Source organism: Saccharothrix hoggarensis, assembly GCF_052936025.1.
The window spans coordinates 2,054,311-2,074,683 of record NZ_CP193624.1; the positions used below are offsets into that span (position 1 = coordinate 2,054,311).

At 71.6% G+C, this 20,373-nt stretch carries 21 protein-coding genes; 10 read left to right on the top strand and 11 right to left on the bottom strand.

What is annotated here, in order from left to right:
* Positions 1-3: 3 nt before the first annotated feature.
* The 4 genes from ACRAKH_RS09975 to ACRAKH_RS09990 form a co-directional block, all read right to left on the bottom strand.
* Positions 4-861, bottom strand: a complete 858-nt coding sequence (locus tag ACRAKH_RS09975) for an ABC transporter permease (RefSeq protein ID WP_380729253.1) — start codon at positions 859-861, stop codon at positions 4-6.
* The gene (locus ACRAKH_RS09980) at positions 858-1,679 is read right to left on the bottom strand and encodes an ABC transporter ATP-binding protein (protein ID WP_380729255.1); all 822 of its coding nucleotides are present in this window, start codon (positions 1,677-1,679) and stop codon (positions 858-860) included. The genes ACRAKH_RS09975 and ACRAKH_RS09980 overlap by 4 nt, the downstream gene beginning before the upstream one ends.
* Complete coding sequence (locus ACRAKH_RS09985; protein WP_380729257.1) at positions 1,676-2,683, bottom strand: ABC transporter substrate-binding protein; 1,008 nt, start codon at positions 2,681-2,683, stop codon at positions 1,676-1,678. The genes ACRAKH_RS09980 and ACRAKH_RS09985 overlap by 4 nt, the downstream gene beginning before the upstream one ends.
* An 83-nt stretch (positions 2,684-2,766) precedes the next feature.
* Positions 2,767-3,099 carry a putative leader peptide gene (locus ACRAKH_RS09990; RefSeq protein ID WP_380729259.1) on the bottom strand — a complete coding sequence of 111 codons (333 nt, stop codon included), beginning with the start codon at positions 3,097-3,099 and terminating at the stop codon, positions 2,767-2,769.
* A 5-nt stretch (positions 3,100-3,104) separates the two neighbouring features.
* On the opposite strand from ACRAKH_RS09990, the gene ACRAKH_RS09995 reads away from it, so the two are divergent.
* Positions 3,105-4,022 (top strand): TauD/TfdA dioxygenase family protein, encoded by a 918-nt coding sequence (locus tag ACRAKH_RS09995; RefSeq protein WP_380729261.1) that lies wholly within the window; start codon positions 3,105-3,107, stop codon positions 4,020-4,022.
* Between the two features lie 310 nt (positions 4,023-4,332).
* Here the strand turns inward: ACRAKH_RS09995 and ACRAKH_RS10000 are convergent, their stop codons facing one another.
* Both ACRAKH_RS10000 and ACRAKH_RS10005 read right to left on the bottom strand, forming a co-directional pair.
* On the bottom strand, positions 4,333-4,623 hold the full coding sequence (locus ACRAKH_RS10000) for a hypothetical protein (RefSeq protein WP_380729262.1): 291 nt from the start codon (positions 4,621-4,623) through the stop codon (positions 4,333-4,335).
* Between the two features lie 168 nt (positions 4,624-4,791).
* Positions 4,792-5,808, bottom strand: a complete 1,017-nt coding sequence (locus ACRAKH_RS10005) for a LacI family DNA-binding transcriptional regulator (RefSeq protein WP_447009759.1) — start codon at positions 5,806-5,808, stop codon at positions 4,792-4,794.
* A gap of 258 nt (positions 5,809-6,066) precedes the next feature.
* Between ACRAKH_RS10005 and ACRAKH_RS10010 the strand changes: the two genes are divergently transcribed.
* The 7 genes from ACRAKH_RS10010 to ACRAKH_RS10040 all read left to right on the top strand — a co-directional run bounded on the left by ACRAKH_RS10010 (position 6,067) and on the right by ACRAKH_RS10040 (position 12,041).
* Positions 6,067-7,128: a substrate-binding domain-containing protein gene (locus ACRAKH_RS10010; RefSeq protein WP_447009760.1), complete on the top strand. Its 1,062-nt coding sequence runs from the start codon at positions 6,067-6,069 to the stop codon at positions 7,126-7,128.
* A gap of 2 nt (positions 7,129-7,130) precedes the next feature.
* Complete coding sequence (locus ACRAKH_RS10015) at positions 7,131-8,171, top strand: ABC transporter permease (RefSeq protein ID WP_380723011.1); 1,041 nt, start codon at positions 7,131-7,133, stop codon at positions 8,169-8,171.
* Positions 8,168-8,941: an ATP-binding cassette domain-containing protein gene (locus tag ACRAKH_RS10020; protein ID WP_380723009.1), complete on the top strand. Its 774-nt coding sequence runs from the start codon at positions 8,168-8,170 to the stop codon at positions 8,939-8,941. Before ACRAKH_RS10015 ends, ACRAKH_RS10020 begins: the two co-directional genes overlap by 4 nt.
* A gap of 207 nt (positions 8,942-9,148) precedes the next feature.
* Complete coding sequence (locus tag ACRAKH_RS10025) at positions 9,149-10,093, top strand: carbohydrate kinase family protein (RefSeq protein WP_380727451.1); 945 nt, start codon at positions 9,149-9,151, stop codon at positions 10,091-10,093.
* A 111-nt stretch (positions 10,094-10,204) separates the two neighbouring features.
* Positions 10,205-10,642, top strand: coding sequence for a GH32 C-terminal domain-containing protein (locus ACRAKH_RS10030; RefSeq protein WP_380727449.1), 438 nt, complete (start codon positions 10,205-10,207; stop codon positions 10,640-10,642).
* An 81-nt stretch (positions 10,643-10,723) separates the two neighbouring features.
* Complete coding sequence (locus ACRAKH_RS10035) at positions 10,724-10,957, top strand: hypothetical protein (protein WP_380727447.1); 234 nt, start codon at positions 10,724-10,726, stop codon at positions 10,955-10,957.
* Between the two features lie 94 nt (positions 10,958-11,051).
* Positions 11,052-12,041 (top strand): hypothetical protein, encoded by a 990-nt coding sequence (locus ACRAKH_RS10040; protein WP_380727445.1) that lies wholly within the window; start codon positions 11,052-11,054, stop codon positions 12,039-12,041.
* A gap of 204 nt (positions 12,042-12,245) precedes the next feature.
* Here ACRAKH_RS10040 and ACRAKH_RS10045 read toward each other — a convergent pair whose 3' ends face one another.
* The 3 genes from ACRAKH_RS10045 to wrbA all read right to left on the bottom strand — a co-directional run bounded on the left by ACRAKH_RS10045 (position 12,246) and on the right by wrbA (position 14,267).
* Complete coding sequence (locus tag ACRAKH_RS10045; protein WP_380727443.1) at positions 12,246-12,869, bottom strand: DUF4241 domain-containing protein; 624 nt, start codon at positions 12,867-12,869, stop codon at positions 12,246-12,248.
* The gene (locus tag ACRAKH_RS10050; protein ID WP_380727441.1) at positions 12,866-13,564 is read right to left on the bottom strand and encodes a hypothetical protein; all 699 of its coding nucleotides are present in this window, start codon (positions 13,562-13,564) and stop codon (positions 12,866-12,868) included. The genes ACRAKH_RS10045 and ACRAKH_RS10050 overlap by 4 nt, the downstream gene beginning before the upstream one ends.
* Before the next feature lie 88 nt (positions 13,565-13,652).
* Complete coding sequence (gene wrbA, locus ACRAKH_RS10055) at positions 13,653-14,267, bottom strand: NAD(P)H:quinone oxidoreductase (RefSeq protein WP_380727439.1); 615 nt, start codon at positions 14,265-14,267, stop codon at positions 13,653-13,655.
* Positions 14,268-14,629: 362 nt separating this feature from the next.
* On the opposite strand from wrbA, the gene ACRAKH_RS10060 reads away from it, so the two are divergent.
* Complete coding sequence (locus tag ACRAKH_RS10060; protein WP_380727437.1) at positions 14,630-16,324, top strand: HAL/PAL/TAL family ammonia-lyase; 1,695 nt, start codon at positions 14,630-14,632, stop codon at positions 16,322-16,324.
* Between the two features lie 65 nt (positions 16,325-16,389).
* Positions 16,390-17,367, top strand: coding sequence for a hypothetical protein (locus ACRAKH_RS10065; RefSeq protein ID WP_380727435.1), 978 nt, complete (start codon positions 16,390-16,392; stop codon positions 17,365-17,367).
* A gap of 91 nt (positions 17,368-17,458) precedes the next feature.
* Here the strand turns inward: ACRAKH_RS10065 and katG are convergent, their stop codons facing one another.
* Positions 17,459-19,735, bottom strand: coding sequence for a catalase/peroxidase HPI (katG, locus tag ACRAKH_RS10070; protein ID WP_380727433.1), 2,277 nt, complete (start codon positions 19,733-19,735; stop codon positions 17,459-17,461).
* Positions 19,735-20,184: a Fur family transcriptional regulator gene (locus tag ACRAKH_RS10075; RefSeq protein ID WP_380727431.1), complete on the bottom strand. Its 450-nt coding sequence runs from the start codon at positions 20,182-20,184 to the stop codon at positions 19,735-19,737. Before ACRAKH_RS10075 ends, katG begins: the two co-directional genes overlap by 1 nt.
* Between the last annotated feature and the right edge of the window lie 189 nt (positions 20,185-20,373).

Consider the following 20,373-nt stretch of genomic DNA (forward strand, 5'->3'; position numbering starts at 1 on the left):
GGGTCAGGAACCGACGGGGACGCGCCAGGACGTGAACCGGCGTTCCAGGGCGACGAGCAGCTGGTTGAACACCACGCCGATGGCGGAGATCGTGATGATGCCCGCGTACATCTGGGGGATGGCGAAGTTGAACTGCGAGGCGTTGATCAGGTAGCCGAGCCCGGCCTTGGCGCCCACCATCTCCGCGGCGACCAGCACCAGGATCGACACCGCGCCGGCCAGCCGGATGCCGGTGAACACCGTGGGCACCGCGCCGGGCAGGATCACCTTCTGGAACAGCCGGAACCCCGAGAGGTCCACCGACCGGGCCAGCCGGAGCAAGGTCGGGTCGACACCGCGCACCGCGCTGATCGTGTTGAGCAGGATCGGCCAGGTGCAGGCGTAGAACACGATGGCGATCTTCGACGTCTCGCCGATGCCGAGCAGCAGCACGAACACCGGCAGCAACGCCAGCGCCGCCGTGTTGCGGAAGACCTCCAGCAGCGGCCCGAGCAGCGTCGCCACCGGCTTGTACCAGCCGATCACCAGGCCGAGCGGCACGGCCACCGCCACCGCGAGGCCGAACCCGGACAGCGACCGGGCCAGGCTCGCCCCGGTGTTGTCCACGAGCTGACCGCTCACGGCCAGCCGCCACCACGCGTCGACCACGGTCCAGAACGGCGGCAGGAACGTGGCGTCGACCAGGCCCAGCCGCGGCGCGGCCTCCCACACCGCCAGCAGCACGACGATCGCCGCCACCTTGCCGGTCGCCGTCACCAGCGCGTCGGCCACCCGGCGCGCCACCGACGGCTTCCTCAGGCGGTCCCGTCCGACGGCACGCGCCCCGTCCACGGCCGGTCGTGACTCCACCAGCGCGGTCATACCGCCGCCACCTCCTTCTCCTGTTGCTGGGCGCGGGAAACCTCGTCGTGCAGCAGCTCCCAGATCCGGTGCCGGTACCGCGCGAACCCGGTGCTCGAACGCAGGTCGACCCGGCCGGTGCGGTCGCCCAGCTCGATCGGGACGACCTCCTTGACCCGGCCCGGCCGCGACGTCAGCACCGCGACCCGCTGACCCAGGTAGACCGCCTCGTCGATGGAGTGCGTGATGAACACGACGGTCTTGCCGGTGCGCCGCCAGATGCGCAACAGCTCGTCCTGCAGGGACTCGCGGGTCTGCGCGTCCAGCGCCGCGAACGGCTCGTCCATCAGCAGCACGGTCGGGTCGTACGCCAGGCTGCGGGCGATCGCGACGCGCTGCCGCATGCCGCCGGACAGCTGGTGCGGGTGGCGGTCCTCGAAACCGCTGAGCCCCACCAGGTCCAGGAACTCGCGGGCCTTGCCCAGGCGTTCCCGCCTCGGCACGCCGGCCGCTTCCAGCCCGAACTCGACGTTGCCCTGCGCGGTGCGCCACGGCAGCAGCGCGTACTGCTGGAACACCACGCCCCGGTCCAGTCCCGGACCGGTGATCGGGACGCCGTCCAGCAGCACCTGGCCCTCGCTCGGCTCGGTCAGCCCGCCGAGCAGGTCCAGCAACGTGGACTTGCCGCAGCCGCTCGGCCCCACCAGGACCAGGAACTCGCCACGCTCCACGTCGAGGTCCACCCCGCGCACGGCGGTGAACTCGGTGCGGCGGCGGGACGCCCGGTCGCGCACCACGAACCGCTTGGTCACGTCGCGGAAGCTGATGTGGGTGCTCATGCCGCCACCCCGTTGAACTCGTTGGTGTAGAGGTCGGTGAGCCTGACCTGGTCCTTGGTGATCTCGCCGCGCTCGGCGAGCCAGTCCACCCACAGCGACAGCTCCTTGTCCACGATCCGGCCGCCCTTCTCGGCGACGCCGGTGGACCTCCAGTACCGCAGCGCGGCCGGGTCCTCGTTGCGCCCGCGCTTGGTGAGGATGTCGACCTTGCGCGCCACGACTTCGTCGCGCGGCGTCGTGCGGCTCCACTCGATGGCCTGCGCCACGCCGCTGACGAACGTCCGCACGGTGTTCGGGTTGTCCTTGAGGAACTTCTCGGTGAACACGTACGTGCCCGCGGTGAACGCGCCCAGCAGGTCGAAGTCGGAGAACAGCTTGCGCAGCCCGCCCTTCTCCAACGCCTTGTCGCGCAGGATGCCGCCGAGCACGCCGACCTCGATCTGGTTCTGCCGCACGGACTGCTCGATGTTGACCGGCGGCACCGCGATCGGCTCCACCTTCTTGATCTCGTCGGGGGACAGGCCGTTGCGCTTGAGGTAGATGCCGAGCATGGCCTCGTGGTGCGCGCCCAGCGTGTTCATGCCGACCTTCTTGCCGATCAGGTCGCGGGCGGACCTGATCGGGCTGTCCTCCAGCACGTAGAAGCCGCTGAACGCCGCCTCGTCGGAGCCGTAGTAGCCGATCACCGACTTGATCGGGGCGCCGGCGGCCTTGAGCTTGACGACCGCGCCGTTGAACGCGCCGCCGAAGTCGACCTGGCCGGTGGCGGCGGACTGGATGTCCTGCGGGCCGCTGGTGGTGTTGCCGACCCACTCCAGCCTCACGTCGCCGAGGTAGCCGAGGTCGGCGGCCAGTTCGGGCAGCGTCACGTCGCCCGCCCAGCCCTGGTAGCGCAGCGTCCTGGTCTCGGCGCCGCCGCCGGCCCCCGCGGGGGAGCAGCCGACCGCGGCCGCCGTCAGGCCGAAGAGGGTGAGGCCGAGGAAGTTCCGTCGCGTGCTGGTCACGGCGAATCCTTTGCTGGGTAAAAGCGGGCAGGCCGAAATAGCGGGCTTCGGCGCCCGAGTGAGGGAGGAGAATGGTGGCGGGTTCAGCGACCGGCGCGACAGAGCGCGCCGGCTTGGCGTCGGAGATCGACGTGCCGGCGCGAGGTGAGGTTGACGGCGTTGCTCACGGCCCAGAGCCTCACACCCAGGTCAGGCGGGGTCAACGGGCTCGGCGGTCGTCCCACATCATGGAGCCGGCGGTCCGCCGCGCTGGACACCGGCCACTTCTTTGTCCGGCGCAACGAAGTGCCGGGACGGGTCGCGGGTGTCAACCGCGTCCGCGTGCTGGGACGACTTAATTCACGGCCGCGCATTGTTGTGCCCGTTCCGCGCGACTGCCCATCGTGAAGTGCGAACGCATTCTCACGAGAGGACATCGGCGATGACCGCACAGCTTTCCGACACGATCACCGTCCACCGGCTCGGCGCGGGCATCGGCGCGCGGGTCGACGGCGTCCGGCTGGGCGGCGACCTGTCCGAGGGCGCCGTCGCGACCGTCCGGGACGCGCTGCTGGCCAACAAGGTCGTGTTCTTCCGCGGCCAGGAGCACCTGGACGACGCGGGCCAGCTCGCCTTCGCCCGGCTGCTCGGCGAGCCGACGCTGGCCCACCCGACCGTCAAGGGGCGCGAGCACGCCAACGTGCTGCCGATCGACTCCGACTACGGCAAGGCCAACAGCTGGCACACCGACGTCACGTTCGTCGACCGCGTGCCCGCGATCAGCATCCTGCGCGCGGTCGAGCTGCCGCCCTACGGCGGCAACACGGTGTGGGCCAACACGGTGCGCGCCTACGAGGAGCTGCCGCCGGCGCTGAAGGCGTTGGTGGACCGGCTGTGGGCGGTGCACAGCAACGTCTACGACTACGCCGGGCACGTGGACTCGACCCGCATCGGCGGCGTGGACGTGAAGGAGGAGTCCTATCGGGACGAGTTCCAGGCGCAGCGCTACGAGACCGAGCACCCGGTGGTGCGCGTGCACCCGGAGACCGGCGAGCGGGCGTTGCTGCTCGGCCACTTCGTCAAGCGGATCGTGGGCCTGACGTCCGCGGAGTCGCACACGGTCTACCGCCTGCTCCAGGACCGGGTGACCCGGCTGGAGAACACCGTGCGCTGGCAGTGGGCCGACGGCGACGTGGCGATCTGGGACAACCGCGCCACCCAGCACTACGGCGTCGCCGACTACGACGACGCCCGCCGCCGCCTGCACCGCATCACCATCGCGGGCGACGTCCCGGTCAGCGTGGACGGCGTCACGAGCACCACGGTCGTCGGCGACGCGACCCACTTCTCCGCCGTCTGACGCCGCTCGGCCCGGCACCGGTGGCACGGCGGTCGCGCCCGCCCGGACGCGACCGCCGACCCCGGAAACCGGGGCGTTCGATCCCACCTCCATCGTGGACGCGGGAAGACGATCACCGCGGCCGGGGTGGGCGGGCACGTGGAGATCGGAGTGGTGGTGCCGCCCGGCACCGGGAACGCGGTGGACACGCCGGAGGACGGCCGCCACAGCGCGGGAACGGGTCCGTGCGGGTGTGGTCCCGGCCGGCGCCCGGCGCGGAGTGGACCGCGCCGGGCGCCATCACGGCGAGCCGATGGCGGCGCGAGGGTCGTCAGTCGACCCACAGGCTGACGCTCGCCCGCAGCTGGCCGCCCTCACGGGGTTGGAGGACCCTGGCCGGGGTGCCGTTGCAGCCCAGGTTCGAGTAGATCTCGACCGGCTCATCGGTGTTGTTGTAGACGTGGGGCCGCTCCCCGCTCTCCAGGATCACCACGTAGCAGCCCTCGGGGTCGTGGTAGTCCTCGTCGCCGACGTACAGGACGCCGGTGGCGGCGCTCGCTGTGCCGGCGCTCATCATGAAGGCCGCGACCATCGCGGTCACGAGTGAGATTGCTCGTCGCATGACTTGCCTCCTTCGGACAAAACGGACGCACGGCCGTGCAAGGCGAGGATGCCGCCGCCGGTGATCCTCATGCGTGTCCGACGCGTCGTCACTCATTGGGGGACAAGTCGATGTCCGCCGGTCGTGGTCGGTCACGGGCGGTGCCGCGTCCGACCGCCGGGCGCCGTCTCAACCGGAGTGGGGCGGTCGCCCTCCCGGTGCGATCTCGCCCGACCCGCGGCGGACGAGCGTGGCCGGGACGACGGCGTGCGCGGGCGGGGACTGGTCGCCCTCGATGCGCTTGAAGATCAGCTCGGCGGCTTTGCGGCCGAGGGCGGGGACGTCCTGGCGCAGGACGGTGACGCCGGGTTCGAGCATGTCGGCGAGGGGGAAGTCGTCGAAGCCGATGAGCGCGACCGAGTGGTGCAGGTGCCGGTCGCGCAGTGCTCTCATGGCGCCGACGGTGACGAGGTTCTGCGCGGTGAACAGGGCGGTCGGGGGTTCGGCCAGGTCGAACAGGGCCGCGGTGGCGGTCTCCGCGGCGTCGGGGCCGTGCAGGTCGGTGCGGACGAGTTCCTCGCGCAGCGTGAGGCCGGTGTGGGCGAGCCCTTCGAGGTAGCCGGTGTAGCGCTCCTGGCTGGTCCACAACGTCTGCCGGTCGCCGAGGAAGGCGATGCGCCGGTGGCCGAGGGCGGCGAGGTGGAGGACGGCCTCGCGCGAGCTCTCGCGGTTGGTGGTGGTGACGCTGTCGGTGCCGTGGAACGTCGGAGGGCGGTCGACCAGCACCATGGGCGTCCCGCGCTCGCGTTCCTGCTGGAGCGCGTCCTGGTGGCCGCCCACGGCCATGACGACCATGCCGTCGACGCGCCGCGTGGCCAGGGAGGTCAGGAGCTCGCGCTGGAGCTCCGGGTCGTCCTCGCTGCTGCCCGCCAGCACCAGCACGTCGTTCTGCCGTGCCCGGTCCTCGACGGCGCGCAGGAGCGCGGAGTCGAACGGGTTGGACAGGTCCTCCAGCAGCACGCCGATGGTGGCGCTGCGCCGGTCGGAGCGGCGCAGGCTGCTCGCGGACAGGTTCGGCCGGTAACCGAGCGTGCGCGCGGCGGCGCGGACCCGCTCGACGACCTCGGGACCGGCGCCGGGCAGGTCGTTGATCACCCGCGACACCGTCTTCGTGCTGACCTTGGCGAGCGCCGCGACGTCCCGCATGGTTGGCTCCCGCCGTGCACCCCGTGAATCCATGACGCTCTGCTCCACCCCGAGTAACGCTTGCGTAACGGCGACTTGTCGTGACTTGCAGCACGAAGCTAGCGTCAACGATGACTTAACGAAAGACCCACTTCCTCCGACGGTCCTGACGGGGCCGGAAGTGCGGACAGTTTTCCGACATGATCTCGCGTAACAGGCCTCGATGTGAACCTCTTCGGACACGGCGGCCGTTACGTCAACGTTGACGTAGGAGAAGACATGACCGGACGGGCGCGTAGTGGCGTCAGGCTGACGGCCCTGGTGTCGGCGTCACTGCTGGCACTGGCAACCGGGTGCGGGGACGGCGGCGACGGCGGCGGCGCGGCCGGTGGCGGCACGCTCGTCGGGCTGGTGACCAAGACCGACACCAACCCCTTCTTCGTGAAGATGAAGGAGGGCGCGCAGGCCGCGGCGGGGTCGACCGGCGCGACGGTGCAGTCGTTCGCGGGCAAGCAGGACGGTGACAACCAGTCGCAGGTGGACGCGATCGAGAACCTGATCGGCGCGGGCGCGAAGGGCATCCTGATCACGCCCAACGACTCCAAGGCGATCGTGCCCTCGGTGGACAAGGCGCGGCAGGCCGGGTTGCTGGTCATCGCGCTGGACACCCAGCTGGAGCCCGCCGACGCCGCCGACGCGACCTTCGCCACCGACAACTACCAGGCCGGTCGGCTGATCGGGCAGTGGGCGAAGGCGAAGTTCGAGGCCGAGGGCAAGCAGGCGAAGATCGCTCTGTTGGACCTCAACCCCAACCAGGTGTCCGTCGACGTGCAGCGCGACCAGGGCTTCCTGGAGGGCTTCGGCGTCGACGTGAAGGACAAGAACCGCATCGGCGACGAGAGCGACCCGCGGATCGTGGGCCACGACGTCACGGACGGCGCCCCGGAGGGCGGCCGGACGGCGATGGAGAACCTGCTGCAGAAGGACCCGGGCATCAACCTGGTCTACACGATCAACGAGCCGGCGGCGGCGGGTGCGTATGAGGCGTTGAAGGCGGCTGGCAAGGAGAAGGACGTCGTCATCGTCTCGGTCGACGGCGGCTGCCCCGGCGTCGAGAACGTCAAGTCCGGCATCATCGGCGCGACCGCGCAGCAGTACCCGTTGAAGATGGCGCAGATGGGTGTGGAGGCCATCGCGAAGTTCGCCAAGGACGGCACCAAGCCGCAGAACACCGCGGGCAAGGACTTCGTGGACACCGGCGTCACCCTGATCACCGACCAGCCCGCCGCCGGCGTCGACTCGAAGGACGCCGCCTGGGGCCTCGAGAACTGCTGGGGCTGAGCATGTCGACGACTCTGTCCAAGAGCCAGTCGCCGGGTGGGGGACCGCTCGGCGGGGACACCGCCAAGCGGTCGCCGCTGACCCGGCTCCAGCACCTGCTGCACGCCCAGGCCACCATCGGCCCCGCCGTGGTGCTGCTGGTGTCGGTGGTGGTGTTCGCCGTGCTGTCCGAGCGGTTCCTCACCCCGGGCAACATCTCGCTGATCCTGCAGCAGGTGGCGGTCGTGGGGACGCTCGCGGTCGGTCAGACGATCGTGATCCTGACCGCGGGTATCGACCTGTCGTGTGGCGCGATCATGGTGTTGACGTCGATCGTGATGGCGAAGGTCGCGGCCGACACCGGGTTGCCCGGCCTGCCCGCGCTGCTGCTGGGTTTCGTGGTCGGCACGTTGTGTGGCCTGCTCAACGGGTTGCTGGTGACGCGGTTGAAGTTGCCGCCGTTCATCGTCACCCTGGGCACGCTCAACGTGTTTTTCGCGCTGAACCTCTGGTACTCCGCCAGCGCCACCATCCGCGGCAGCGACATGCCGTCGCTGTTGCTGTGGACGGGTCAGACGATCAACGTCGGCGGTACCCGTGTCACCTACGGCTCGATCATGATGGTGGTGCTGGTCGCGGCGATGGCGTTCGCGTTGAAGAACACCGCGTGGGGCCGGCACGTCTACGCCACCGGTGACGACGCCGAAGCCTCCCGCCTGTCCGGCATCCGCACCGGCCGCGTGTTGTTGAGCGTGTACGCGACGGCGGGGGCGGTGTACGCGCTGGCGGCGTGGGTGCTGATCGGCCGGATCGCGTCGGCGAGCCCGCAGGCCGGGCAGATGGACAACCTGGACTCGATCACCGCGGTGGTGATCGGCGGCACGAGCCTGTTCGGCGGCCGGGGCGCGATCGTCGGCTCGTTGATCGGGGCGTTGATCGTGGGCGTGTTCCGCAACGGGTTGGCGTTGGCCGGGGTGGACGTGCTGTGGCAGACGATGGCCGTGGGCGTGCTGATCATCGTCGCGGTGTCGCTGGACCAGTGGATTCGGAAGGTGAAGCCATGACCACGCCGGTGCTGCAGGCCCGCGGCCTGGTCAAGCGCTACGGAAGGGTCACCGCGCTGGCGGGCGCCGACCTGGAGCTGCTGCCCGGCGAGATCCTGGCCGTCATCGGCGACAACGGCGCCGGGAAGTCCAGCCTGATCAAAGCCCTGTCCGGCGCGGTCGTGCCGGACGAGGGTGAGATCCTGGTGGACGGCCGCCCGGTGTCGTTCTCCACGCCGATCGACGCCCGCGACGCCGGCATCGAGACCGTGCACCAGTCGCTGGCGGTCTCGCCGTCGCTGGACATCGCCAGCAACCTGTTCCTCGGTCGGGAACGCCGCCGCAAGGGCGTGCTCGGCACGGTGTTGCGGATGCTGGACCGCAACGGCATGCGCGACGAGGCCCGCCGCCAGCTCGACGCCCTGGGCATCATGACCATCCAGAACCCCGGCCAGGCCGTGGAAACCCTGTCCGGCGGCCAACGCCAGGCCGTCGCCGTCGCCCGTGCCGCCGCGTTCGGCAGCCGCGTCGTCATCATGGACGAACCCACCGCGGCGCTGGGTGTGCGGGAGTCGCGTGCGGTGCTCGACCTCGTGCTCCAGGTCCGCGACCGCGGCCTGCCGGTGATCCTGATCAGCCACAACATGCCGCACGTCTTCGAGGTCGCCGACCGCATCCACATCCAACGCCTCGGCCGCCGCAAGGCCGTCGTCGACCCGAAGACCATCTCGATGTCCGACGCCGTCGCCATCATGACCGGCGCGATGGAACCGCCCGACCAGGCCACCTGACCGGTTTCCTCTGCGGCGCAACGCCTTGCGGGCGTTGTGCGGGACGAGCACGCCTTCCCGAGGCTGTTGAGCGCGGCCGCCCGGTGGGACCGCGACGGTGACGGCCGCGCGCCGGTGGACCGGTCCCCGGTCGAGGTCGCGCTGACCACCCGTGGTGGTGGAGCCCCGCGCGGGCTCCACCACCACACCCCCGACAAGGAACACGACATGATCATCGTTGGTGGCGAAGCCCTCATCGACCTGGTGCCCGACCACACCGGCGGCTACCGCCCCCTCCCCGGCGGCAGCCCCGCCAACACCGCGGTCGGCCTCGGCCGCCTCGGCACGCAGACCGCGCTGCTGGCCCGCCTCGCCGACGACCGCCTCGGAGCGCTGCTGCGCGCCCACCTCGGCACCTCCAACGTCGACCTCGGCTTCGCGGTCACGTCCACGGCGCCGACCACCCTCGCCGTGGTGGACGTCGACCGGGACGGCGTGGCCGACTACTCGTTCTACATCGACGGCTGCGCCGACGGCGGCTGGCAGCCCGCCGACCTGCCCACCGACCTCCCGCCGGACGCCGCGCTGCACGTCGGCGGCTCCTTCGCCCTCGCCGTCGAGCCGATGGCGACCGTGTTCGACACCCTCCTGGCCCGCGAACACCCCCACCGCGTCATCACCTTCGACCCCAACATCCGCCCGGTCCTGATCACCGACGACGACGCCGCGCGCGCCCGGCTCCGCCGCTGGCTCGGCCTGGCCGACGTCGTCAAGGTCAGCGCCGACGACCTGCGGTGGATCGCCCCGGACCGCCCGCTCGCCGACGTCGTCGCCGAGTGGCACGACCAGGGGCCGACCCTCGTCGTCGTCACGCGCGGCGCGGAGGGCGTGTACGCGTCCGGACCGGCCGGCCACGTCGACCTGCCCGCCGTTCCCGTCGCCATCACCGACACCGTCGGCGCGGGGGACGCGTTCATGGCGGGCCTCCTGGCCGCCCTCGACCGCGACGACCTCCTCACCCGCCCCAACCTCGCCACCCTCACCCACGAGGAGTTGACCGACACCCTCGCCTACGCCCAACGCGTCGCCGCCATCACCTGCACCCGCACCGGCGCCGACTCCCCCTGGTTCGACGAACTGCTCCCCGTCGAGGCCCGCCCCGCGACGTTCTGAAACGCACGGGCACCCCGTTCCTCTGCACGAGAGGCGAGATCCGTATGCGCAGAGTTGCCTTTGCGCGATCGCTCCGACTCGCCATCACCGTCCTGTCGGCGCGGCTTCGAGTTGCACCGCCGCGCCGACGGCACCCGTGACGCCGCGATCGGCTATGGCCGCGTCCGGCAGACGTTGGCCGACGCGCCGATGCCACCGGTGAACAACCGGGTGAAGTTGCGGGTGTTGGTCGACCGGGGGCAGTTGGAGACGTTCGGCAACGACGGCAAGGTCTCGGTCACCGACAACGTCAACTTCGACTCCTCCAGCGGCAGCCTGGGCATCCGGACCTGCGCCAACAACGGCACGGTCCGCCTCGAATCACTGACCTTCCGGCGGTTGGGCAAGGCCTGGAGCAACGCGCCCAGCGGACCGGACCAGGGCGTCGGCATGATCAAGTGGAACGGCACGAACAAGTGCGTCGACCGTGACGCCGCCAACGGCCGCCGGTTGCAGGTCTGGGACTGCGTCGGCGGCCCGAACCAGACGTGGAGCATGCCGACCGACTGACGCGTGAACGAAGGGCGGGTGGCGCGACCACCCGCCCTTCGGCGCGCAGGTGGTCCACTGGGCGCGGCCCATACTGGCGTCATGCGATCTTTCGTGCGGTGGTTGCTGCGCAACCCGCGGGGGCGTGGGGAACTGTGGTTCCGCCTGGCGTCGGGGGCCGTGGTGGCGGCGGTCTGCGCGGTGTTCGGATGGCTGACGTCCACCGTGATCGCGGTGATCGTGGGTCTGGAGGTCGTCGACCTGGTCACCAGCTACGTCTGGTGGCGGAGGGATCGACGTCGAGAGCGGCACCAGGCGGTGACCGACCCACCCTAGGTGCGGTCGCCGGCGCGTGGCGGCGGTGGCCGTTCGACGGGAACGGATGGCGGCCGCCTTCCGTCGAACGTGCGACCACGACCGGGGAGGCCGCATGACGTACCCGCAGCAGCCGTACGGCGGGCAGGGCCCGTCCGAACAGTTCCCCGGGCAGACGCCGGGCCACGGGCAGCCGTCCTGGTACGGCGCTCCCCAGCCCGGCGGGTTCGGCGCGCCTCCGCCTCCGCCTCCGCGGCGCAACACGGCGGCGGTCGTGACGGTGGTCGCGCTGGTCGTGCTGGTGCTGGGCGGTCTCGGGTTCACCGGGTTCGTCGCGCCCGGCTTCTTCCTCGGTGACGGCGGCACGGCCGCTCCGCAGGCGCCCACGGCGCCGTCCACGACGTCGTCCTCCGTGCCGCCGTCCGCCGACCCGGAACGCCTGCTCGAAGCGGTGGTCGAGGCCTTCGGCGCGCAGGACGCCAAGGTCCTGGAGGACGTCGCCTGCCCGGAGGCCGGTTCCGCCGTGCACAAGGTCGTCGAGGACGTCGCCCCGTTCCGCGGGGCCGAGCTGGTGGCCACCCGCAAGACCTCCGCCGACGTGGCTGTGGGGGCCGTCGAGGTCGCGACGAAGAGCAAGCCGGAGGAGTACGAGCTGAAGGTCGTCCGGGACGGCGACACGTGGTGCTGGACGAACATCTCCCGCACCGACGTCGGCAAGACCAGCGCCAAGCCGACCAGTCCCACGAGCGCCCCGACCGACCCGAAAACCCCCACCGCGGGCGGCAAACCCGTCGACCCCGCGGCTCTGGCCGCCGTGCAGGCGTTCCTGGACAGCGTCAACGCGGGAGACGCGGCGAAGGCCAAGACCCAGCTGTGCGCGGACGGCATCAAGAAGCCGCAGCACGTGGACGAGCTGGTCGGCCACGACCCGGACCTGAGGATCAACACGACCAAGGACGGCATCACCGCGGGTCCCAAGTCCTTCCAGCTGTACCTGCAGGGCACCGCCAAGGGGCAGAAGATCGACGGCCACTCGGGGAACGTCTGGGTGACCAACTACGACGGGCCGTGGTGCGTGCACGCGTTCTCCGTGGTCGTCATCTGACTGGCCGGCCCGACGACCCGGCTCTCCGGACCTCGGGCACCGCCCTGATCGCGACGGAAAGCGCACGAGCCGCGACGAGCGTCCTCGCCGAGGCCGCGGCCCTGTTCGCCGACCCGGCCACACACCGCCACCGCGCCGAGGTCGACGCACTCCGCGACGATCCCGCCGCGCGCTGACCACGAAGGCGCTTCGAGAACCGGGCCGTCAGCCGGGTTCGGCGGTGGCCAGGTCGGGCGCGAGGAGGTCCAGGACGTAGCACGCCAGGGCGCCGTCCGCGGTCCGGCCGAGCCACGCGGGGTTCGCGCCGTCGCTCCAGCCCGGCACGATGACCAGGTCCGTGTCCCGGGCGGACAGGGTGTGGTACGGGGCGTCGTCGGCCGTGGCCGCTTCGATCTCCGCCTGCTGGTACGCCGTCGCGCCGATGCGGTCGACCAGGGCGAGGGTGGCCGTGTCGACCGGGTTGCCGAAGAACTCGCCGTCTCCCAGCGCCAGCTCGTGGTCACCCTCGCGCAACGCCAGGTGCCACGACGTGACGGGCGCGTCGGTGACGGTCACCCGGCACGCGACGGTCATGGCCGCGCGGTTCTCCTCCGTCGCCCGGAACACGTCGACCGGGTACCGGCCGGGCGGCGCGGTCGTGGCCAGCGGGGCGGTGTCGGCGTCGAGCCAGCCGGGGTCCGCGACGACGAGCCAGCCGCTGGGCAGCCGGATCGTCCCCGCCGGGACCCGCTGGATGGTCAGGACGCGGCCGTCCTCCGTGCGGAGCGCGCGCCGTCGGTGACGGTCTCGGCGATGTGGCGCGGCCGCAGCGGTCGGGGCGGGCGTCACGGGAAGTGGGTGGGGACGACCGCGGGCCCGGGGCGGACGGTCGTGGGGCCGGTCATGCCGAAGAGCGCCGGCCAGCCGTCGACGGCCGGCAGCGGGACGTCCTCCGGCGGCTGCACGCGCTCCGGCCAGGAAGGCCAGTCACGGACGGTCTGGAGGGTGCTGCCGTCCGACCGCACCGCGGTGATCCCCACCGTCTCGGGCACCGCGCTCGCGTCGCGGCGGACCCTGGCCCGGAACGTCGGCTCGTCGTCCTCGAACTCCGCCGCGCCCGGCCCGGCGTAGTTCCAGCTGCGGACCTCGAACAGCCGCAACCGCCCGTCCGGCCAACGCCGGTAGGCGACGCCCCGGTACGGCGACCGACACCGTCGACGTGCCACAGCTCGGCGTGGTGGGCCGACCAGCACACCTCCACGACCGCCCGCGCCACCCCGTCGACGAGCAGGACGGCGGCGTCCCTGGGCTCCCGCGGCGTCCTGGGCGCGTGCGACCGACTCCGCCATCGGCGACACCGGGGCACGCGCGGCGGAGTCCCACCCCGCGCAGTACACGACCTCCACCGGCCGGTCCGTCGGCGCGGGCACGTCCGCCAGCGGCAGGTCGGTCACGTTCGGCAGACCGCCGGGCGGTCTGCGGACCTGCGACAACGCCACGAAGCCGCCTACCGCCAACGCCGCGACGGCGCCGGTCAGGAGCACGGATCTCCGCGTCAGCCGCGCGGCCGTCCCGTCCCCCCGCTCCGGCGAGTCCACGGCTCGCCGGCCTACGGGAGGCGGCCGACGGCCCCTACGCCGCGAGCCCCGTCTTCAGGGCGCGGGCGATGTGCACGGCACGGCGGGCCTGGAACGACACCGCGTCCAGCTCCAGCTGACCGGGCGGGGTCTGGCCGTTGTTGGAGACGTGGCTCGTGCCGTAGGGGTTGCCGGCCTGGAACTGGATGGGATCGGCGTAGCCGGGCGGCACGACGACGCAGCCCCAGTGGTAGAAGGTGTTGTTCAGGGCGGTGATGGTGGTCTCCTGCCCGCCGTGCGCGGTGGCCGCCGAGGTGAACGAGGTCGCCACCTTGTTGACGAGCTTGCCCTCCGCCCACAGCGGTCCCGTGGTGTCGATGAACTGCTTCAGCTGCGCCGTCGGCAGGCCGTACCGGGTTGGCGTGCCGAAGATGAGCAGGTCGGCCCACTCCAGGTCGTCCAGGGTCGCCTCGGGGACGTCCTGGGTCTGCTTGACGTGCGCGGCCCAGCCCTGGTTGCTGGCGATGGCCTCCTCCGGCGCGAGCTCGCGCACCTTGCGCAGCCGCACCTCGCCCCCGGCGTCCTCGGCCGCCTTGGCCGCGGCCTCGGCCATCGAGTACACGCTGCCGGTGGCGGAGTAGTAGATGACGGCGGTCTTCAGGTCGGACATCGGGTCTCCCGTGCGCTTGACGTCTATCGCCGTGGTGTACCCGCTGGGCGGTGATTCCGGCAGCCGGATCACCCCTTGGTGGCTCGACACCACTCGAAAGCCCGGTTCACCGGTCCAGCACACGGTGTCGTGGGTCGGCGCACGCGGGCGTAGCGGACCGGCCACCCGTTCGTGAGCGCCCTCCTTCCTCCGCGGTGGAAAGCCCCGCGCTCCAACGTGACGCACTGTCTACTGAGGACAGCGGAGTCCTCGGGCGAACCTCACCCGATGGTTCCGTCCGCGCGGTGGCCGGCGTGCGTGGCGCCGTGGCGCTGCCACGATGGGAAGTCCGTGCTGGATCGCCGCCTCCAGGGAGGACGATGATGACGTACCCGAGGCGTCTCTTGGTGGTGCTGGCCGCGGCCCTGGTCGCGCTGACCGGCACGGGCGTCGTGTCACCGCTCGCCGTCGCCGAGCGCGGGTCCGTGGACCTGGTCCTCAACGGCGACGCGCTGACCTGGGACCGGCTGGTGCAGGTCTTGGAGGCCGACGCGGTGACCGTCCGCCTCGACCTGAAGGCCCGGCAGAAGATGGTGGAAGCACGGGCCGGGGCGTTGGAGGCCATCAACGCCGGGCAGAAGGTGTACGGCTGGAACCAGGCGCTGGGCCCGCTGAAGGACGAGCCGCTGGCCGAGGCCGACCGGGTCGAGTTCCAGCGCCGCGTGCTGCGCTCGCACGCCGCCGGCGTCGGTCCGGCCGTGTCCGACCGGGTGGCCCGGCTGGCGCTCGTGCTGCGGGCCAACTCGATGGCGCGCGGCACGATGGGCGTGCGGCCGGAGTTCGTCGACCGCATCCTCGCGCTCGTCGGCGCCGGGGTCACGCCGAGGATGCCCGAGATCGGCTCCCTGGGCACCGGTGACCTGCAACCCATGGCGGCCGCCGGCCTGGTGCTGACCGGCGAACCGGCCCCCGCGCGCTTCCAGGGCCGCGAGGCCCCCGCGCCGGAGGTGCTGGCCGAGGCCGGCCTGCCGGTCGAGTTCACGCTGGAGCAGGGGGAGGCGCTGCCGCTGATCAGCGGCAGCAGCGTGCTGACCGCCCGTTACGTGGACGCGGTCGTGCGGGCCGAACACCTCGCGGACACCTTCGACGGCGCCTTCGCGCTGTTCCTGGAGGGCACCAGGGCCGAGCAGGGCGCGTTCGACCCCCGCACCCACGAGGAGCGGCGCATCCCCGCCGAGGTGCGGACCGCGGCGACGATCCGGGCCCTGATCTGCGGCACCGGCTGGATGACCGAGGAGGGCCGCAAGCGCTTGGGGGAGGAGAACCCCCGCATCCAGGACGCGGTGTCGGTGCGCGCCACGCCCCACATCACCGGCGCGTTCCGGCAACGCCTCGCCGACGCCCGCGGCCACGTCGAGCGCGAGGCGAACGCCTCCACGTCGAACCCCCTGGTCTTCCCCAAGCCCGGTGGCGGGCACGAGTTCGTGATGGGCGGCAACTGGGACGCGGCCCTGCTCGGCCACGAGATCGACTCCCTCAACGCGCAGGTGGCCGACCTGGGCGTGTTGTCGCAGGAGCTGTCCGCGCGCCTGCTGGCCGACAAGTGGAGCTACCACCTGCCCGCCAACCTGGCGGGCGGCGAGGTCGGCCTGAACTCCGGCATGGTGCAGGTCCAGACCGTCGCCGTCGCCCTGGTCCCGGAGATGCAGCAGCGGGCCACGCCGGCGGGCACGCTGTCCCGTCCGGCCAAGTTCGGCCAGGAGGACCACAACACCATGGCCATGGCGTCCGTGCGCGCCCTGCACGACAACCTCGACCGCCTCGAAACCGTCCTGGCCGTCCAGGTGCTCATGTCGGCGCAGGGCATCGACCTGATCGCCGACGAGATGGCGGGCCTCCCGCTCGGCGCGGGCACCCAGCGCGTCCACGACCTGGTGCGCCGACACGTCCAGCGCCTCGACGACGACCGCTACCTGACCCCGGACCTCGAGAGGACCACCGAACTCGTCCGCACCGGCGAGATCAGCCGCGAGGTCCGCGCCGCCACCGCGCCCGCCGAGAACAAGTGCGCGGCATGACGCACCCCGTCGTGGTGTTCGGCGATCGCGCTACGGTCGGGTGATCGGTCCGTTACCGTTCGCGCATGGCCACTCGACGTCGCCGCAACCGCCGAGCCGCAGCCTCGACCACGCCACCCGCCCGCCCGACCGCGCCGGAACGTCCCGCGTACCGGAAGTCGTGGACGTGGCTCACGGTGTTGGTGATCCCGATGCTGGTCGGCGGCGCGATCGCGCTGTACTCGTCCCGGCTCGCGCTGGACCAGGCGGGCGAGCAGGAGGCACGTGCCCAGTCCGGCGCGAACCGCGCGGAGGACGCGGACCTCGCCCGGTTCCCCGCGGTGCTGGCCCGCGTGCGCCAGGCGACGTACTACCCGCCCTACGAGTGGGTCTTCCCGCAGGCGTTGAGCGAGGCGACCGTCGCCGAGCTGGCGAAGCCGTCCCGGCAGTGGTTCGAGACCGAGGGCGAGAAGCTGTCGCGGGACGAGATGAACGCCTACCTGGAGGAACTCGCCGCCCGCAAGCGCGAACTCGGTGGTGTGCTGTCGCTGTGGCGCGACAGCGAGCGCCTGTCGAAGTCCGCCACCAAGCACCTGGTGTCGCTGGTCGGCAACCGACGGGAGAAGATCCGGGTCGTCGACCTCCGCGCCCGGGTCGTCGAGCGGCTGCCGCGCATGAACGGCACGCTCCTCAGGTTCCCCAGCGAGGGCTCCACGCCGATCGAGCAGGTCGCCGTCGACTTGGACGACCCGTCCGGCCGGCTCATCGCCACCGATGCCGAGGGCGTCGAACGCCCGTTGCTGGAAGCGAAGTCCATCACCCTGGAGGAGGGCGAGGAAATCGGGTTGGAGATCAACGCGATGGCGGCCACCGCCTCCTACCGGTGGGAGCTGGAGGTGACCGTCGAGCACGGCGTCGCCAACCGCGAGACCGTGCGCATCCGGGCGGACGGCACCTCCGACGGTCCGGCCTTCCTCACCGCGGCGTGGCACTACGACGACACCTTCGCCGGCGGGGTCTACCGACAGGACTACTACACGTACGCACTCGTCAGGACGGAGTGAAGTCCGCCTGACCTCGTCACCGAGGTGGTGGGACGGGCGAGCCCGGCCGATCGCGTGGATCGGCCGGGCTCGTCGGTGGAGCGGATGCAGGTCAGGCCAGGTCGAAGCGGTCCAGGTCCATGACCTTGGTCCACGCCGCGACGAAGTCCGTGACGAACTTCTCGCGGGCGTCCTCGCTGGCGTAGACCTCGGAGAGGGCCCGCAGCTGGCTGTTCGAGCCGAAGACGAGGTCGACCGAGGTGGCGGTCCACTTCAGCTCGTCGGTGGCCGCGTCGCGGATCTCGTACACGTGCTCCTCGGACTCCGACGCCTTCCACCGGGTGCCCGGCGACAGCAGGTTGGCGAAGAAGTCGTTGGTGAGCACGCCGGGCCGGTCGGTGAGGACGCCGTGGCGGGCGCCGCCGACGTTGGCCCCGAGGGAACGCAGGCCGCCGACCAGCACGGTCATCTCCGGCGCGGTCAGGTCGAGCATGTACGCGCGCTCGACCAGCAGCACCTCGGGCTGGAGCTTCTCGCCGGGACGCACGTAGTTGCGGAACCCGTCGGCGCGCGGCTCCAGGACGCGGAACGACTCGACGTCGGTCTGCTCCTGGGTGGCGTCGGTGCGGCCCGGGTGGAACGGCACGGTCACGTGGAAGCCGGCGTCCCGCGCCGCCTTCTCGACGGCGGCCGAGCCGGCCAGCACGATCAGGTCGGCGAGCGAGATCTTCGCGCCGCTCGCCTCGTTGAACTCGCGCTGGACGCGCTCCAGGACCTCCAGCACCTTCGCGAGCTGCTCGGGCTGGTTGACCTCCCAGCCGCGCTGCGGCTCGAGGCGGATGCGGGCGCCGTTGGCCCCGCCGCGCTTGTCGGTCGCCCGGAAGCTGGCGGCCGAGGCCCAGGCGGTGGAGACCAGCTCGGCGATGGTGAGGCCGGACTGGAGGACCATCGACTTGAGGGTGGCGACGTCGGCCTCGCTGACGAGCTCGTGGTCGACGGCCGGCACCGGGTCCTGCCACAGCTGGGGTTCGGGCACCCACGGGCCCAGGAAGCGGCTGACCGGGCCCATGTCGCGGTGCAGCAGCTTGTACCAGGCCTTGGCGAAGGCCAGCGCGAACTCGTCCGGGTGCTCCAGGAAGCGGCGGGAGATCTTCTCGTACGCCGGGTCGACGCGCAGCGCCAGGTCCGTCGTGAGCATGGTCGGCTTGTGCTTCTTGGCCGGGTCGTGCGCGTCCGGGATGATCGCCTCGGCGTCCTTGGCGACCCACTGCTTGGCGCCGCCGGGGCTGGTGGTCAGCTCCCACTCGTAGCCGAACAGGATCTCGAAGAACCGGTTGCTCCACTGCGTCGGCTTGTCCGTCCACGTCACCTCGAGACCGCTGGTGATCGTGTCGGCGCCCTTGCCGCTGCCGTAGGTGCTCAGCCAGCCGAGGCCCTGGGCCTCCAGCGGCGCGCCCTCGGGCTCCGCGCCGACGTGGCCGTCCGCGGGGCCCGCGCCGTGGGTCTTGCCGAACGTGTGGCCGCCGGCGATGAGGGCGACGGTCTCCTCGTCGTTCATCGCCATCCGGCCGAACGTCTCCCGGATGAAGTGCGCCGCCGACAGCGGGTCGGCGTTGCCGCGGGGGCCCTCGGGGTTGACGTAGATGAGGCCCATCTCGGTCGCGCCGACCTCGGGGGCCATCTCCGACTCGCTGACGTACCGCTCGTCGCCCAGCCAGGCGTCCTCGGGACCCCAGAAGATCTCCTCGGGCTCCCAGACGTCCTCGCGGCCGAAGCCGAAGCCGAACGTCTTGAAGCCCATCGACTCCAGGGCGACGTTGCCGGCGAGCACGAGCAGGTCGGCCCACGAGATCTTCTGGCCGTACTTCTGCTTCACCGGCCACAGCAGGCGGCGCGCCTTGTCGAGGTTCGCGTTGTCGGGCCAGCTGTTGAGCGGGGCGAAGCGCTGCCCGCCGTCGCCCGCGCCGCCGCGGCCGTCGTGGATGCGGTACGTGCCCGCGGCGTGCCAGCTCAACCGGATCATCAGGCCGCCGTAGTGGCCGAAGTCGGCGGGCCACCAGTCCTGCGAGGTGGTCAGCACCTCGTGGATGTCACGCTTCAGCGCCTCGACGTCGAGCTTGGCGAACTCCTGGGCGTAGCTGAACGCCTCACCGAGGGGGTTGCCCTTCGACGAGTGGGCGTGCAGCACCGACAGGTCGAGCTGGTTGGGCCACCAGTCCCGGTTCGTGCGCGGACGCCCGCCCGTCTTCGGGGTCGGCGAGTCGATCGCCGGGTTCTCGCTCTCGCTGCCGTGCGCGGTCACCGAGTCGTGCGCGACCGGGCAGCCGACCGCGGCCTTCTCGTCCACGCCCTGCGCGCTGGACTGGGGCGTTGTCCTGGGGTCGGTCATTACTTCCTTCCAACGGGTGGATCATCGGCGGTGTTCTCGGCCGCGCAGTCGGGGCAGGTGCCCCAAAAGACGACCTCCGCCTCGTCGACGACGTACCCGCCGTCGTCCGAGGGGGTGAGGCAAGGGCTCGGGCCCACGGCGCAGTCGACGTCGGCGATCGCGCCGCAGGACCGGCACACGACGTGGTGGTGGTTGTCCCCGACCCGGGACTCGTAGCGCGCGGTCGCGCCGGCGGGCTGGATGCGCCGCACCAGACCGGCGTCCGTCAGCGCCCGGAGCACGTCGTAGACGGCCTGGTGCGACACGGTCGGGTGATCGGCCCGCACCAGCGTGATCACCGTCTCGGTGTCGACGTGCGGGTGGTCGCGCAACGCGGCGAGCACCGCCAACCGGGGGCGGGTCACGCGCAGGGACACCGCCCGCAGCTGCGCCTCGAAGTCGGATGTCACACCACGACCCTAGACGCCTTGTCTGGAACGGATCAAATCTAGTTTCGTCACACCGCCGCCGGGAACGGGCCGCCGTGGGCGGAGCGCGGTGGCTCCGCCCACGGTCAGGTCCATTCGGCACGGTGTGGAACCCGTGCGGGCGCGGGGCCAAACGTGGCGTTCGCCACGTTGTTCCACGCCGGACGGTCA

Excerpts from the sequence above, each read along its gene's own strand:
- ACRAKH_RS09980 (WP_380729255.1), bottom strand. The coding sequence starts at position 1,679 with ATGAGCACCCACATCAGCTTCCGCGACGTGACCAAGCGGTTCGTGGTG.
- wrbA (WP_380727439.1), bottom strand. The coding sequence starts at position 14,267 with ATGTCCGACCTGAAGACCGCCGTCATCTACTACTCCGCCACCGGCAGC.
- katG (WP_380727433.1), bottom strand. The coding sequence starts at position 19,735 with ATGACCGACCCCAGGACAACGCCCCAGTCCAGCGCGCAGGGCGTGGAC.
- ACRAKH_RS10065 (WP_380727435.1), top strand. The coding sequence starts at position 16,390 with ATGGCCACTCGACGTCGCCGCAACCGCCGAGCCGCAGCCTCGACCACG.
- ACRAKH_RS09990 (WP_380729259.1), bottom strand. The coding sequence starts at position 3,099 with ATGTCCTCTCGTGAGAATGCGTTCGCACTTCACGATGGGCAGTCGCGC.
- ACRAKH_RS10005 (WP_447009759.1), bottom strand. The coding sequence starts at position 5,808 with ATGCGGGACGTCGCGGCGCTCGCCAAGGTCAGCACGAAGACGGTGTCG.
- ACRAKH_RS09995 (WP_380729261.1), top strand. The coding sequence starts at position 3,105 with ATGACCGCACAGCTTTCCGACACGATCACCGTCCACCGGCTCGGCGCG.
- ACRAKH_RS09975 (WP_380729253.1), bottom strand. The coding sequence starts at position 861 with ATGACCGCGCTGGTGGAGTCACGACCGGCCGTGGACGGGGCGCGTGCC.
- ACRAKH_RS10025 (WP_380727451.1), top strand. The coding sequence starts at position 9,149 with ATGATCATCGTTGGTGGCGAAGCCCTCATCGACCTGGTGCCCGACCAC.
- ACRAKH_RS10015 (WP_380723011.1), top strand. The coding sequence starts at position 7,131 with ATGTCGACGACTCTGTCCAAGAGCCAGTCGCCGGGTGGGGGACCGCTC.
- ACRAKH_RS10060 (WP_380727437.1), top strand. The coding sequence starts at position 14,630 with ATGACGTACCCGAGGCGTCTCTTGGTGGTGCTGGCCGCGGCCCTGGTC.
- ACRAKH_RS10000 (WP_380729262.1), bottom strand. The coding sequence starts at position 4,623 with ATGCGACGAGCAATCTCACTCGTGACCGCGATGGTCGCGGCCTTCATG.
- ACRAKH_RS10020 (WP_380723009.1), top strand. The coding sequence starts at position 8,168 with ATGACCACGCCGGTGCTGCAGGCCCGCGGCCTGGTCAAGCGCTACGGA.
- ACRAKH_RS10040 (WP_380727445.1), top strand. The coding sequence starts at position 11,052 with ATGACGTACCCGCAGCAGCCGTACGGCGGGCAGGGCCCGTCCGAACAG.
- ACRAKH_RS10035 (WP_380727447.1), top strand. The coding sequence starts at position 10,724 with ATGCGATCTTTCGTGCGGTGGTTGCTGCGCAACCCGCGGGGGCGTGGG.
- ACRAKH_RS10010 (WP_447009760.1), top strand. The coding sequence starts at position 6,067 with ATGACCGGACGGGCGCGTAGTGGCGTCAGGCTGACGGCCCTGGTGTCG.